Below are 14311 nucleotides of genomic sequence, written 5' to 3'. Positions count from 1 at the left end.
GTTTAGTAACCCTTTCGTTATTAATAAAATATTTTATGACTCCTAACCAAAAAGACCCTATATGAATAAAAATACTTAAAAAAGCTCAAAATGAGTTAATACAATCGTAAAATATAGAGTTATGAAATATATGATTCAAAATACATTTCTAAGAATATAATTTGGTGGTATGCATCTTAACTTAAATACAACTTAAAAAAAAAATGTAGAATTTCACCACGAAAATAGCGGTAAATTTACTATCAACTTGTCCTTTTTAATTTAATTACATAGATTTCAGGGCGGGCAAAGAATCGAATAGGTAATATAACAGTGCCGATCCCATTGCTTACAATCATAGTAGTATTGTCCTCTTTAATGATTCCAGTTCTATATTTATTCCCATAATTGGAGTAAACAACCGGAGCCCATAGTCCAAAAAAGGTTACTTGACCCCCATGAGTGTGTCCCGATAAAACCAGATCTACTTTTGATTTGACTACTTCTGGAAAATAATCAGGATTGTGCGATATTAAAATTACAAAATCTTGAGTAGTTACTGGTTTTATGGTTGCGTTTTGAATTTGATTACCATTATTATAATCCCCTACTCCTCCTAAACGTATCCTAGAACCATTCAGCTCAATCCATGTACCTTCATTGCCTATATAAGTAATGTTATATTTTGGCATTTTGTTAAGTGTCCAGTACTGAGGGTCGCTGTTTCCCAATACAGCATAAACACCCAGAGGGGCTTCTAATTTAGATAATGATTCAAACACAGGAGTAATATATTCTGCATCACCTGTGACATAATCCCCGCCCAATAAAATAAGATCGGGGTTTAGATCATTTATTTGATTCACCAAACCATCTACTCTATTTTTATCAAAAAAAGGACCGTGATGGATATCACTTACAAAAACAATGGTTTTCCCATCAAATTGCGTAGGTATCTGATTAGATTCTATTACAACTTCTTTAGTTTCAATTAAATAAGGTTCAATAAACATGTATGAAGGTATGCAAACAATTAAAAAGATGACCAGGAGCATTACTTTTGAATTCATAACAATCATTAAATTATTTTATTAAAATAAAAGTTTTTTCTTTTAGAAATAATCGAATAATTCAGAATACTCTAAATTTAATTAATAAATCAAAAAAGAATAAAAAAATAACATAATATTCTGAATTAGTAAAAAAATCTAAATAAAGATTAAACTTTAGAACAGGCTATTGTCCGTCCCTGTCCTCAATAATCTTCAATAACGCAGCAGAAATATCAACTGAAGTATAACCAACCTCAATCAAACGTTCCACATTGTGTACATATCTATCCAGATTATCATTTTCAACAATATTTTTAACTTTATCCAATAATATATCGGTTTTTATTTTTTCAATATCTCTTAAAGATGGAATCTGGTTTTGTTTTATTTTTGTTTTAGTGAATCGTTGAATATCCCTTAATTTATAAATCTCTTTGCCTGCTACAAAAGTAAATGCCTGACCTTTTTGACCAGCTCTTCCAGTCCTACCGATTCTGTGGACATAATATTCATTATCATTTGGAACATCATAGTTAAAAACAGCATCAACATTTGAAACATCGATTCCTCTTGCTGCCACATCAGTAGCCACTAAGATATCAATTTTACCTTTTCGGAATTTGTTCATAACTTTATCTCTTTGTCCCTGCCTCATATCTCCATGAATACCATCAACAAAGTATCCTCTGGTTTTAAGGTCTTTTACTAACCTATCAACCCTTCTTTTAGTATTACAGAATACCAGAGTAAGATTTAAATCATGAATATCTAATAATCGAGACAATACTTCAGTTTTCATCTTTTCTTTAACTTCAAAGTATATTTGCTCAATTTCAGGGGCAGTGATTTGATGTTGGGCAACTTTCACGTGTTTAGGATTTTGTTGATATTTTTTAGTTAGCTTTAAGATGGCCTTGGACATGGTTGCTGAGAATAATAAGGTTTGCCTTTTCTTAGGAACGTGCCTTAAAATTTCTTCAATATCATCCCTGAATCCCATATCAAGCATTTCATCTGCTTCATCAAGAACAACTGTTTCTACACCATCTAATATGAGAGTTCCTCTTTTAATATGATCAATAACTCTTCCAGGAGTTCCTATAACCACATGAACTCCTTTATTTAAAGCCCTGATCTGCCGGCCAATAGGTTGTCCACCGTAAACAGGTAAAGTTTTTAATTTACTTATATGCATAGAGAGTTTTCCCAGTTCTTCTGCCACCTGAATACTTAATTCCCTGGTGGGGCATAGAATAATGGCTTGTACAGATTTATCGGGAATATATATTTTTTCCAGAACAGGAATCCCAAAGGCTGCGGTTTTACCAGTACCTGTTTGGGCCTGCCCAATAACATCTTTTCCTTCTAATGCAAAAGGAATTGTAAGAGATTGTATAGGAGTTGCTTCTTCAAATCCCATGTCTACAATAGCTTTTTTAATATTTTTTGATATATTTAAATCGTTGAATGCTAATTGATCCATATTATCTTCCTTATTTCAATTACAAATATGATAATTAATTATTTGAATCTGATTTTGCAACAAAATTAAAAATTAGCAAATAATCAAAAACCAGTAAGTTAAACATAATATGTTATCTCTTGCATTTAAAGTCTACTATTAAAAAGAGTATGAGATGAAAAACAAGGGCCAGAATATTGATAAATTATGCATCAAAAATTATAGTGAATTTCGTTCCATAATTTCCATCAAATTCCAATGTTGCTTCTAGTTGTCGAACAAGAGAATTAACAAGTTGTAGTCCTAATGTATCAGTATTTTTAAGATCTATATTCTTTGGAAACCCAACACCATTATCAGATATTATAAGTGTTATTTTACCATTTTCTTCCCCAATAGAAATACGAATCAACCCGTCTCTTCCATCAGAAAAAGCATGTTTTAGTGTATTGGTAAATAACTCATTAATTATTAAAGCTAAGGGAATAGCAGATTCTAATTTTATAAAATATTCTTTTAAATCTAAATCCAAAGAAATATTACGAGTATCTGCCCTAAAAGTCCCCATAATATCCTCAGTTAAGCTTTTTATATACTCTGCAACATTAACTTTTGAAAAATCTTGAGATTCATAGAGCTTTTCATGAATCATAGCCATGGATTTGACTCGAGTTTGAGTTTCTTTGAGAGCTTTTTTTCCTTCAATAGATGCGATAGAATCTTCTTGTAAACCCAATAAACTAGAAACAATCTGCATATTGTTTTTTACCCGGTGATGAATCTCTTTAAGCAAAATTTCTTTTTCTTTCAATGAATTATGCAAAAATTCATCAGAGCGTTTTCTCTTGAGAATGCTCCATAAGAAATTTAAAAGAAGTGTAATCTGGTTTACATCGTCTTCAGTATATTTTTTGAGTTTATTACCTACCCCAGCCAGCATAACAATTTTTTCACCATCAAAGATAGGTACATTCATATGTCTTCTGATCGTGACATGGGCTTCCGGAAATCCTTTTTTTAGAATATGGGGTGCATCATAATCATTAGTTATAATATATTTTCTCTGGCGTATTGCTTCACCCCACAGTCCAGTTGATTTAACTTCATATTTAATAGGTTTTTTTTCTATTTGACATTGTTTCATGGATTTTTGAGACCAAGAATACATATTTAGAACATCTTCATTATCATTTAGAAAACTCAAGTATCCTATTTCACTATTGGTTATCTCAACAATTTTTTCTAATGCAAAATCAGTTAAATCATGACAATCAGCAGTCGAAAGAGCATACAAATCCAACATAGCCCCCAGCCGCAGCGTATTTATTTTTCTAAGTTCTTCATCAGCCTTTCGAGGAGTTATATTCCAAAAAGTAACCATTATCCGCTCAACAGCAGCATTTTCACTTTTAATTGGAGTTATTACATACTCATAATAACTATTTCCCAAAATTGAAGGCAGAATAATCTCATCTTTATGCGAAAGTCCTGATTTAAAAACTTTTAATAATTTAGAATCAAAATCTTCGTTTAAATGAAATATTATTTCGCTCCATTTTTTCCCAATGGCCTCTTCCATATCCAGATCAAACTCTTTTGAAGCTTCATTAGTTAAATAAGTGACTTTACAATTAATATCAAATATAAAAACCGGACAGGGGATAGCTAATAATGCGTAGTATAATAAATCATTTTTTAATATATCAGAATGAATATCTTTTCCTAGAGAATCATTTTCCCTTTTAAAATCTTTTTTCATTGCCCCTCCCTCCAGATACTACCTATTGCTGCTTTTAATTAGCAATATTAATAGAATTGTCTGAAATAATGTATCTGATATCAACTAACAATATATCCTTTAAATTCTATTTAAATTCACAATAATTCCTAAATCTACACTTAGCACATTTATTAGGATTTTTAGTAGGAAGAAAATGTTTATTGCCATTAAATAAATCTTGCATTCGAGATATCAACATTTCTATCTTATTTTGAGCGTCTTCATTAAATTCCGATGTCCAGAAAATATTATCTGTTCCTCTTTCTCTTAAAGCCGCCCTTATAGTCCGGTTTTCATCATTTATTGTATCTTTAAATGCTAGACAGTATCCCATCACTTGATTAATAGTAGAATAATATGCAGTAGTTCCCGGCTTATCATCGATTATTACAAATTCACTTGGTGTAAGCCATATTTCATCAATAAATCCACGGATACCATATTTAGGTGATAAAACCCACAATTCACGGGACATGATTTCCTCTTTTTTTGAAAGTTCCATCATATCAGAGAAAGTGGTCGGAACCGCTTCTTCTTTGAATTTTTCCTCTAATTCTTGATGTATATTTTGACCTTTTTGCATTTCGGGTGTCACAGCAGTAGTTACTCCCTGAACATATTCTAAAAACAAACTGTATTCACAATAACCTTGCTGATTTAGCCAGCTAATTGGAAAATTAACTTTTCCATCAATAATCTGCGCTCCTTTAATCTGAGGGTGAGGTTTTGAATTATGACTTCTCATTTTTATCTCCAAAGTATTTTACTCATTAAATTCAATTTCCATTTTTAAGGGAATTTTACAAATATAAATCTCAAATTGATTAAAATAGTCAATATTAATCCCAGTATTAATGCAATTATAATTTCTTTCCAGTTTATTGATTTAAAATCCACAATATCACCTTACAACAGGTATAGATGGATCTAGAAATAATCTCAATATAAAGTCAGGAGTTATGATCATGTTTATTTTTTCATCATGCTTTTCTGTTGGAATGTTATCTATAATCTGCACAGGGTGTACAGTGGTAATGATAGGAGTTTTCTGATTGATAGACCCTTGACGAAACAGCTCTTTAATCTCTTTATCCCCATATCCTCCCCCTTTTCCTAATCTATTACCCTCTTTATCAACAGCCACAGATCCTTCTACTACAATGTCAATTTTAGGAAATTTTTCGATAGGATTACCAAATTTGAATGTGCCTTCGATTGTTGAAGCTGTTTTAATATCTGATTGAGCATTCTTAGGAGTTATAAATAAATAACCTTTCTCTAGTTTAGGTGATGGTATAATCAGGTTTTTTCCATCCCTTAAGGCAAATTCTCTAACAATTCTCTGTGCAGAATCAGGGCTGCAAAAAATGTTATGAGATTCATCCCACTCAATAGTCATTGCCAAAAGTTTAGCTGCTTTATGCGACCCCTTAAAATCCGGAATTTTCCCATGGTCACCATCAGGCCTATTAGAAATATCTTCCTCTTTAATAACATCCCAAATGTAATTTCTTAACTCATTTTTTTCATTTAAAACCATGTCCATCCCAGATGATTTATGCTTTTATAAAATGAAATTATTTACTATATATTATTGGTCTAAATTTAAAAATATCACCCTATCATAACAACCACCATATGAATACACCCATACAAATACACATATTTTATATATGATTCAATGTATTATATTATATATTCTATATTATTGTAACCCACATAATAAATTGGGGATAATCATGTTAGACAAAAAATATAAATCTGTAATATGTGTACTGGCCATTATACTGATTTCAACCATCACTGCATGTTGTATTGATTCTGAATCTTCAATCAAAGAAGATGATTCACAGAATAATTATTCAATTAATAATTCAAATTATACTGCTAATTCTAGTAAAAATAATGAAACACCCAAAAATTTTGAAAAAAAAGGTTATTGTTATTATGTAGTGGACGGAGACACTATTGACGTAGAAGGAGTAGGTCGAGTAAGATTTGTTGGAGTGAACACTCCAGAACGGGGACAATCAGGATATCAAGAAGCTAAAGATTTCGTCAAATCTTATTGTCTGGGAAAAACAGTTTATCTAGACGTGGATGATAAAAAAAATAAGGACAAATATGGTAGAACTTTAGCCGTGGTTTACGTGAATAAAACAAATCTAAATGCTCTTTTACTAAAAAAAGGATATGCTGAAATTATGTATATTCCCCCATCAGAGTTCCAGCCGGGATTTCCTAATTAATAGATGCTTTTGATAATATAATCTAATATATTATTAAAATTCTTATTATTTGCATCCTGATTTTATAATTTAATGAAAGCATAACCACGTAATAATTATTAACAGAGAGTAAAAGAGGGTTAAGGTGATAAAAAATATGAAAATTAAATATATTACCATCATCGTTAATGATATGGACGAGTCAATTAGATTTTATACAGAGGTTATGGGATTTGAATTAGATAGCCAACACAATCCTATACCTAGAGTAACAATCAACTTGCTAAAAGGGGAAGGAGACACCATGATAGAGCTCATAAAAACCGCAGAAAATGAAAAAGGTTTGTTTTCAGTGGGGATAGATGTGGAAGACATGGAAAGCACATTGAAAGATCTCAAATCTAAAGGTGCTAATATTACAATGGAACCTATACCTATAACAGTAGGGACCCTGACATTCTTGGAAGATCCAAATGGAGTCAAAATAGCACTAATACAACACCATTAACTACACAGCATCCCTTTTTACAAAAATTTTACTATTTTAATATCAAATCTAGCACTGATTTTCTCATTCGAAAATTTTTTTATCACAAATTATAACTTGTCCCAGTTATTTCCTCTGAAGTATCAATATATTCAAATATTTTCAAATATTATTTTTATTTTCAGGAATTAGAATTTACAAAAAGTTGGTCATGAACATGTTAAGTTTTATTTAATTATAATTAATAAATCATCAAAAAAAGCACAAATAAGTTTAAGTTGGCAGCAACTGCTTAAAGCTATATCTCTCCTACTCAAGAAATATGAAGATTAATTATGAGATATAATAGAAAATTGAGATAAATTCAATTGCTCAATTAAATCTTTTTTTAGACAAAAAATTCTTTTAATTAAAATAAAGAAGAGTTGAATAATTATCCTCCTCCTTTAAAAAACCGGCCTTTTAATTATTCATTCTACTATTCTAACAGCTTGAACTGCAGGTTTAGCAAGAACTCTTGCAATTAATATAGTTGCAATGACTGCTATAATGGTAATTATAATGGCGTATATTAATAAACCCATAATCCCATTACCTTTACCCACAAATTCCGTTATTATGGCCTTTATAGCATCATTCCATGCTAATGCTGCAATTAATCCAAATGCAGTGGTTACTAAAGTGGCCATGGTTTCTGCAACTTGACTCTTCATTTCATTTACTTGATCTTTCATTATTAAACCTCCCCAAAACTAATAAAGGTTAATAATATTTTTGTTCTGAGTAGTTTATATAGTCCTTAGAAAAAGTATTAAATGAAAAATTCAGATCACTGAAAAAAGAATAAAAATAGAAGGACACTATTAATCTTTATTTTCCTTGGTATCCTCAATTAAGACCACTTTAGTTCCAGCATATTTATCCAGTAATCTTAAACAATCATCTTTGGTAAGAAAAGATGCTAAAAAGTCTATAATTATAGGGAACCATAATATTTTAGATAAGTTTCGTATAATTGCTTTTTGATAGGTTAAGTCACCTTCATTAGCTTTTACCTCTATCCCCATGATGCTTTTTCCCACTGTACGCCCATATGAACTCTCCAGGTAAGTAAAATATCCTAAAATTAAAATGGCTAATAATAAAAGCCAAAAATTAAATATGGCAAAGAATCCAGTCATTAAAAGTACTGGATATAAAATAATGCTTAAAATCCATATAAAAGCAGTGACAATTAAAAAATCTATTATAAAGGCCAAAATTCTTTTTTTTAGTATAGTTTTCATTAAAATCCCTTTAACCCTGCTTTGTAAACAATGTCCATTGAAATAATTATTATATTAACTATATTAGTAAAATTTGTGATAAAAAATATTTATAATTTCCCTTTTAAGAGAAATATTAACAAACTCGAGGAACCGGATCAGCGATTGGTGCTTCTAATATTCTTTTCCCACCTAAAGATGTTTCCATAAGTACATGATTTCCTTCAGTGACTTCGCCAATTATTTGAGCTTCAGAACCATATTTAGTACTTCTCACTGCACTTAATGTTTCTTCTGCTAATTCCGGGCGAACACCCATAATAACTTTACCTTCATTGGCTACCTCGAATGGGTCAATACCCAGCATTTCAGAAACTGCTTTAACCTGTTCTTTAAGAGGTATTTTATCCTCATCAAGCATTAAACCAACACCAGACTTTTCGGCGATTTCATTAAGAGCATTGGCAATGCCTCCACGAGTGGGGTCTTTCATTGCAGTTACTCCACCTATTTTCAGAGCTGCTTCTGCAATCCCCCATACTGGTGCAACATCTGATTTAAGATCAGTTTCAAATCCAAATCCTTCCCTATATGCCATTAATGCCATTCCATGATCCCCAACGCTTCCGCTGAGAATTATTTTATCACCAACTTTTAATCCACTGTCACGTTTTACTTCTCCTTTTTTAACTAAACCAATTCCAGTAGTAACAACAACCATCTGATCTAATTTGCCCTGCTCCATTACTTTTGTATCACCGGTAATAATGGAAACTCCGGTTTCATTACATACTTCATCCATTGATTTAACAATAGTTTCCAGATCATCAGCAGGAAAACCTTCACGTATGATCATAGCATTGGTAATAGCTAATGGTTTAGCGCCCATCACAGCAATATCATTGACTGTTCCTGCAATAGAAATTCTACCGATATCTCCCCCAGGGAAAAATAAAGGATCGATTGTATGTCCATCTGTACTAACCACAATTTCATAATCATTAAGTGGGATGGTAGCACCATCATCTAAATCATCCAGGCTTACTCCGCCATTTACCTGTTTATTTGTTATGTTTTTGAGTATGATATCTGAAATCAAACTCTGCATTACTTCTCCACCAGCGCCGTGTGACATGCCAATTTTCATAGATTCACCCTTTGATTAATTCTTTGAGATAATTGTTTTTTAGATCTTTTTTAATTATTAATGAAATTTAAAAAATATTTTAATCTTGATTCAAGATTGAGATTTAAAATATTTAAATAAACCTTTTTTATCTTCAAAGGTTATGAGAATTAAAAATATGTGACAAATATTAATTAATTAGTATCATACTAAAAAAATAGAATTAATAAAAAAGAAAAAATCAGAAAAAGAGCTATTTTCCTGTTTAAATTTATAAATGTAGTACTTAACCAAATTATTATTGCTTAGTCTTTTATAGCTGATTTGGGACATTAAACACGTAGGAAGAGTAGTTACTTCTTTTTTTACTGGTTTTTATATAAAGTATATTTCCTGAAATCCATTTTTTTATGGAAACTTTTTTTCCGTATTTGTTTTTTCACAAAAATTAGACCAGTTAATACCCTCCTTTACCTTTTTACTTAATTTAATTACAATAGTAGATGTTCTTGAGATTTTAATAGCTTTGGCTTAGGAGATGTGGAAACAAGTTTTGGTGCCGTTCTGTCAATGATGTAAGTTTCGGAGTATATTGGACTCCAGATACCAAGTGAACTTACCTTCATGAATCGTATGGTCTTAGAAGGTTTTATTGTAATAGGTCTTGAGTATTTTGTGCTTAGAGGTGTGCGAATGCTACCATCAAGGTATAGTATATAATACCGATCCATTATGAAAAGGTAATGGTTTTACTGGTAATTGTATAAACTTCATTTAATGTTTACATTGATAGTTACTGTTGAATTGATCCATGAATGTAAATTATATTACCCATAAAATGGTGTGAAACTATATATCCATATGAATTGGACCAGGGATTTTTATTGGATCCCCACAATATTAGCAATGTTACAGGTTAAGGTACTGAGATAAATAGATAAGATGCCTAGATTAAGGCAATTGAGGATATTACCTCCACTACATAATTGGCCATATTTGATGTGAAATTAACCACATATCATATTAATTATTAAAAATTTCCATACACATATTAACAATACATTATAGCGAGGAATTAATAAAAATTATAAAATGATATTAGTATAATTCGAGGGTCAGATAAGTTTAATATTTAAATAGTAGATAATGTAAACTAAATTAAAGATATATATTCTTGGAAATCTGAGGATAAATAATTGGTATGGCCTCAAAGATTAATACTATCAAGAATAGCAAATATTTTTAAAGCTTGATGGGATAATTTAATAGATACAAAAGTATATAATTCAATTAAATAAAATTACCATCGTGCTTTTGAACTCAGTTTTTACTGATTTTGAATCTATTATGATGATTCTATGATTTCAACTATGATTATGATTGTTCTTTAATAGTCATATAGCGAAATCAATTAATAAATAATGTTAACAAGGTGAAATAATGGCAATTTGGCAAGGAAAATCAATGAAAAAACCATCCGGCGGACGAGCAAAAATGAACCGCGGAAAAAAGAAATGTGAATTAGGAAGAGAAGCTGCTGAAACTAAAATCGGAGACAAAAAAAGTAGAAAAATCAGAACCCGGGGCGGAAATCTTAAAGTTCGATTAGCTACTGACAGCAGAATAAACGTTGTTAATCCTGAAACTAATAAAATAGAAGTAGCTGAAGTTTTAAATGTTATAGAAAATAATGCTAACCCTAACTTTGTTAGGCGTAATATTATCACCAAAGGTGCTGTTGTTGAGACCAGTGCAGGTAAAGTACGGGTAACCTCTCGACCAGGCCAACACGGTGTTATAAACGGTGTGCTCATTGCAGAGTGAACTGGAAAAAGAAATTAAAACTCAGGTAAATAAATTTTTAGAGTATATTAACCATGACCTGCCGGAAGGTATGGAACTGGAATATGAAGGATTTTACCGCAGAGGTTTCTTTGTATCTAAAAAAAGATATGCCCTTATTGAAGACGACAAAATAGTAGCCAAAGGGTTGGAATTAGTTAGGCGTGACTGGGCCCCTATTGCAAAAGAAACCCAACAAAATATACTCATGGCCATTCTAAAAGATGGATCGCCCGAAAAAGCTAAAGAGATTATAGAACATGTCTTGAAAAGTATTAAAAGCGGTAAAATTAAAATGGATGATCTGGTCATTCATACCCAGATCACCAAAAAATTAAGTGACTATAAACAAATAGGTCCTCATGTAATTGCCGCCCAAAGATCTATAGAAAAGGGGCGAAAAATAGAAAGAGGATCTATTATTCGTTACGTGATCGTTAAGGGGAAAGATCCGATAAGTAAAAGAGCAGTGCCTATTGAAGATACTGAAAATCGGAAATATGATCCAGATTATTATATAAACAATCAAGTCCTACCTGCTGTTTCCAGGATAATGAGTTCATTGGGTTATTCGTTTGAAGAATTATCCGAATTAGCTCAAAAAGAGAAACAAAGTAGTTTAGATGCTTTTTTTTGATTTAAAATTCTTTTCTTTTACATATATTAAAATAAAACTAATTTAAAAGTGTATTCCTAATTAATTAAGATATCTTTCAAATTGAATCACAACTTTAAATCAACAACCTTATTAAGTCAAAATATCTCATTATTAGATAGGTGGGATAATGCTAAAGGCAGTCTTTTTTGATATTGATGATACTCTTTATGACACTTCGGGTTTCGCAAAACTTGCTAGAAATGCCGCTTTAGACATGATGATTGATGCAGGTTTACCCTTAACTACTTCTGAAGCTTATGACCTTTTAAGGGAAATAATTGCCCAAAAAGGATCGAATTATGACAAACATTTTAATGTTCTCACAAAAACTGTTTTTGGTGAGGAAAAACCACTACTTATTGCTTTAGGTATGATTAATTACCATAATGTGAAATTTGCATTGTTGAGACCTTTTCCACGCACCACATCAACATTAATAGATTTAACCAGTAAAGGATATCGTTTAGGAGTTATTTCTAATGGAATTACCATTAAACAGTGGGAAAAGCTAATAAGGTTAGGTATTTATAATTTCTTTGAAGAAGTGGTTACTTCTGATGAAGTCGGATTTGAAAAGCCTCACAGCAGGATATTTGAAGAAGCTCTGAACAGGATGGGTTGTAAAGCTGAAAAGTCCATAATGATTGGTAACAAATTTAATGAGGATATAATGGGTGCAGTTAACGCAGGGATGTCTGCTATTCTTGTGAATTCTCAATTAACAAAAGAAGAAAAGGACCTTATTGAAAAAGAAAAACTGGATGTGAGAGTCATAGCAGATATTAGTGATCTTCAAAAAATATTATGAAGCATGACAATAAAATTTTTATTAAATTTTTTAAGATTATCATATTGAGGAGTGTTATTGATGAGTTATTATCATGACGAACAAATGGAATCCATCTTCGAAAAATTAAAACAACCCAAAAAATTAGAAGATTTACGTTTATCAGAAGTTTTTGTTCGAGATTTACTTTTAAAAATTATTTCCACCCATGGAACCGTAAAAACCAGCCGTATAAATGAAATGACTGGTATTCACTGGGATATCCTTGAAGAACAACTGCGTAAAATAGAACAAGACGGCTTTTGCGCGCAAATTGGTGGTAGTTTCCTATTTTCCAGTATTGATTATACTATAACCAAAAAAGGAAGAGAAAAAGCAAAAAGAATAATGGAAGAAAATCCTTACATTGGCATAGCACCGGTTTCCTATGATAATTACTGGGAAATTATGGATGCCCAATTAAACAACCGTCACCCTGTAGATGTGCCAGAAGAAATAATAGAAAAAACATTCAGCGACGTTGTGGGTCTTACTTATGCAAAAGAGTGTTTAGTAGAATCATGCACCATTGGAAAAGGTATTTTTGTCTATGGATCTCCTGGAACAGGAAAAACATTCATTGTGAGTAAAACTTCAGATCTTTTACCGCCCCTTATCATTCCCAAATATATGGAATTTGGTGGAAAAGTTGTTCAATTATATGATCCTGATTTTCATAGAAACTGTCCAGAACAGCCATCAGATCCCAGATGGGTTAAAATTCACGCCCCATTTGTATTTACGGGATCTGAATTAAATTTAAATAAATTAGAAACTACTTACAATCCTAACAAAGGAGTTTATGAAACATCTCCTATGATAAAGGCCAATGGCGGAATATTATTAGTAGATGATTTAGGAAGACAAAGAGATGATCATGAATTAATCCTTAACAGACTTATCGTCCCTATGGAAAACAAGAAAGATGTTATTTACGTTAGAGGAGTTCCAGTAATTGTGCACAGTCACTTCATTCCAGCTTTTTCAACAAACCTCGATGTTAGTATCATGGATGAAGCCCATTTAAGGAGGGCACCATTACATATTTTCCTTAAAAATCCCCCAGTTGATAATGTTGCGGAAGTATTTAAAAGGAATTTAGATTTATTAAAGGAAAACTATGATTCCGATGTAATTGAAAGACTTAAAAAGGTGTATACTCCTACAGTTAAAGGAGGAGAAGGACTAGAACCAAGTTACGCTCACGCGCGTGATTTAGCCCAAATATGTCAAGCAGCCCGTATAACTTTAAAAAAGGACGTTATTGATATAGAAACTCTAGAAGAGGCCTTGAACAAACACGTTTTAATTTCTCTGCAGCGAATGAATATTGATATTTCGCAGGTGCAAAAAAAGATACGTACCTTTAGAATAACCACTGCTCAGAAAAAAGAAGCATACCATGCAGTTTCCATATTTGGAGCTGATAGTGTTTCATGTGAAGCTGAATCGGTGATAGCTGATTTAGATGATATTGTTACCCCAACTCAGTTAGCCAGTTACTTAAAAGATAAAAACGTCACCGTTAATAAAGTTGAAATCATCGCTGAAAGTGAAAGAGAACTTAGAAAAACCATTTTAGAATATGAAGAAGACTAAATCCATC

15 protein-coding genes are annotated in these 14311 nt (G+C 31.5%); 6 read left to right on the top strand and 9 right to left on the bottom strand.

Translation table 11 applies throughout. The features are described 5' to 3' along the window. Positions 1-242 precede the first annotated feature (242 nt). The 5 genes from MXE27_RS06595 to MXE27_RS06575 all read right to left on the bottom strand — a co-directional run bounded on the left by MXE27_RS06595 (position 243) and on the right by MXE27_RS06575 (position 5813). Positions 243-1049: a metallophosphoesterase gene (locus MXE27_RS06595; RefSeq protein WP_248611619.1), complete on the bottom strand. Its 807-nt coding sequence runs from the start codon at positions 1047-1049 to the stop codon at positions 243-245. Positions 1050-1215: 166 nt separating this feature from the next. Further along, on the bottom strand, positions 1216-2514 hold the full coding sequence (locus MXE27_RS06590; protein ID WP_248611618.1) for a DEAD/DEAH box helicase: 1299 nt from the start codon (positions 2512-2514) through the stop codon (positions 1216-1218). A 184-nt stretch (positions 2515-2698) separates the two neighbouring features. Next, positions 2699-4252 (bottom strand): histidine kinase dimerization/phosphoacceptor domain -containing protein, encoded by a 1554-nt coding sequence (locus MXE27_RS06585; protein ID WP_248611617.1) that lies wholly within the window; start codon positions 4250-4252, stop codon positions 2699-2701. Between the two features lie 106 nt (positions 4253-4358). Further along, positions 4359-5018, bottom strand: a complete 660-nt coding sequence (locus MXE27_RS06580; protein ID WP_248611616.1) for a CRISPR-associated protein Cas4 — start codon at positions 5016-5018, stop codon at positions 4359-4361. A gap of 156 nt (positions 5019-5174) precedes the next feature. Then, the gene (locus MXE27_RS06575; protein WP_248611615.1) at positions 5175-5813 is read right to left on the bottom strand and encodes a 5-formyltetrahydrofolate cyclo-ligase; all 639 of its coding nucleotides are present in this window, start codon (positions 5811-5813) and stop codon (positions 5175-5177) included. Between the two features lie 199 nt (positions 5814-6012). Here MXE27_RS06575 and MXE27_RS06570 point away from each other — a divergent pair, with 199 nt between their 5' ends. Together MXE27_RS06570 and MXE27_RS06565 are read left to right on the top strand one after the other, a co-directional pair. Further along, on the top strand, positions 6013-6522 hold the full coding sequence (locus MXE27_RS06570) for a thermonuclease family protein (RefSeq protein WP_248611614.1): 510 nt from the start codon (positions 6013-6015) through the stop codon (positions 6520-6522). A gap of 136 nt (positions 6523-6658) precedes the next feature. Next, complete coding sequence (locus MXE27_RS06565; RefSeq protein ID WP_248611613.1) at positions 6659-7009, top strand: VOC family protein; 351 nt, start codon at positions 6659-6661, stop codon at positions 7007-7009. A 449-nt stretch (positions 7010-7458) separates the two neighbouring features. Here MXE27_RS06565 and MXE27_RS06560 read toward each other — a convergent pair whose 3' ends face one another. The 4 genes from MXE27_RS06560 to MXE27_RS12035 all read right to left on the bottom strand — a co-directional run bounded on the left by MXE27_RS06560 (position 7459) and on the right by MXE27_RS12035 (position 10032). Continuing rightward, positions 7459-7722 (bottom strand): DUF5654 family protein, encoded by a 264-nt coding sequence (locus tag MXE27_RS06560; RefSeq protein ID WP_248611612.1) that lies wholly within the window; start codon positions 7720-7722, stop codon positions 7459-7461. Positions 7723-7851: 129 nt separating this feature from the next. Next, a complete protein-coding gene (locus MXE27_RS06555) occupies positions 7852-8274 on the bottom strand; it encodes an RDD family protein (RefSeq protein ID WP_248611611.1) in 423 nt (140 codons plus the stop codon). Between the two features lie 115 nt (positions 8275-8389). Then, entirely contained in the window at positions 8390-9400 is a 1011-nt protein-coding gene (gene hypE / locus MXE27_RS06550; RefSeq protein ID WP_248611610.1) for a hydrogenase expression/formation protein HypE, read from the bottom strand. Between the two features lie 470 nt (positions 9401-9870). Beyond that, a complete protein-coding gene (locus MXE27_RS12035) occupies positions 9871-10032 on the bottom strand; it encodes a hypothetical protein (RefSeq protein WP_425438278.1) in 162 nt (53 codons plus the stop codon). Positions 10033-10819: 787 nt separating this feature from the next. On the opposite strand from MXE27_RS12035, the gene MXE27_RS06545 reads away from it, so the two are divergent. The 4 genes from MXE27_RS06545 to MXE27_RS06530 all read left to right on the top strand — a co-directional run bounded on the left by MXE27_RS06545 (position 10820) and on the right by MXE27_RS06530 (position 14304). Next, entirely contained in the window at positions 10820-11203 is a 384-nt protein-coding gene (locus MXE27_RS06545) for a 30S ribosomal protein S8e (protein ID WP_248611609.1), read from the top strand. Next, positions 11193-11858, top strand: coding sequence for a DNA polymerase domain-containing protein (locus MXE27_RS06540; protein WP_248611608.1), 666 nt, complete (start codon positions 11193-11195; stop codon positions 11856-11858). Before MXE27_RS06545 ends, MXE27_RS06540 begins: the two co-directional genes overlap by 11 nt. Before the next feature lie 148 nt (positions 11859-12006). Beyond that, entirely contained in the window at positions 12007-12687 is a 681-nt protein-coding gene (locus MXE27_RS06535) for a TIGR02253 family HAD-type hydrolase (RefSeq protein WP_248611607.1), read from the top strand. 60 nt (positions 12688-12747) lie between these two features. Continuing rightward, a complete protein-coding gene (locus tag MXE27_RS06530) occupies positions 12748-14304 on the top strand; it encodes an ATP-binding protein (RefSeq protein ID WP_248611606.1) in 1557 nt (518 codons plus the stop codon). Positions 14305-14311 lie beyond the last annotated feature (7 nt).

The sequence above is a fragment of the Methanobacterium alcaliphilum genome (assembly GCF_023227715.1).
GTDB lineage: Archaea > Methanobacteriota > Methanobacteria > Methanobacteriales > Methanobacteriaceae > Methanobacterium_E > Methanobacterium_E alcaliphilum.
This window is presented reverse-complemented; position numbering and strand designations above follow the sequence as displayed.

Bases quoted from the DNA above. Each gene is read 5' to 3' on its own strand.
- MXE27_RS06535 (WP_248611607.1), top strand. From the start codon at position 12,007: ATGCTAAAGGCAGTCTTTTTTGATATTGATGATACTCTTTATGACACT.
- MXE27_RS06580 (WP_248611616.1), bottom strand. From the start codon at position 5,018: ATGAGAAGTCATAATTCAAAACCTCACCCTCAGATTAAAGGAGCGCAG.
- MXE27_RS06595 (WP_248611619.1), bottom strand. From the start codon at position 1,049: ATGAATTCAAAAGTAATGCTCCTGGTCATCTTTTTAATTGTTTGCATA.
- MXE27_RS06555 (WP_248611611.1), bottom strand. From the start codon at position 8,274: ATGAAAACTATACTAAAAAAAAGAATTTTGGCCTTTATAATAGATTTT.
- MXE27_RS06560 (WP_248611612.1), bottom strand. From the start codon at position 7,722: ATGAAAGATCAAGTAAATGAAATGAAGAGTCAAGTTGCAGAAACCATG.
- MXE27_RS06570 (WP_248611614.1), top strand. From the start codon at position 6,013: ATGTTAGACAAAAAATATAAATCTGTAATATGTGTACTGGCCATTATA.
- MXE27_RS06590 (WP_248611618.1), bottom strand. From the start codon at position 2,514: ATGGATCAATTAGCATTCAACGATTTAAATATATCAAAAAATATTAAA.
- MXE27_RS06585 (WP_248611617.1), bottom strand. From the start codon at position 4,252: ATGAAAAAAGATTTTAAAAGGGAAAATGATTCTCTAGGAAAAGATATT.
- MXE27_RS06565 (WP_248611613.1), top strand. From the start codon at position 6,659: ATGAAAATTAAATATATTACCATCATCGTTAATGATATGGACGAGTCA.
- hypE (WP_248611610.1), bottom strand. From the start codon at position 9,400: ATGAAAATTGGCATGTCACACGGCGCTGGTGGAGAAGTAATGCAGAGT.
- MXE27_RS06530 (WP_248611606.1), top strand. From the start codon at position 12,748: ATGAGTTATTATCATGACGAACAAATGGAATCCATCTTCGAAAAATTA.
- MXE27_RS06545 (WP_248611609.1), top strand. From the start codon at position 10,820: ATGGCAATTTGGCAAGGAAAATCAATGAAAAAACCATCCGGCGGACGA.
- MXE27_RS06575 (WP_248611615.1), bottom strand. From the start codon at position 5,813: ATGGTTTTAAATGAAAAAAATGAGTTAAGAAATTACATTTGGGATGTT.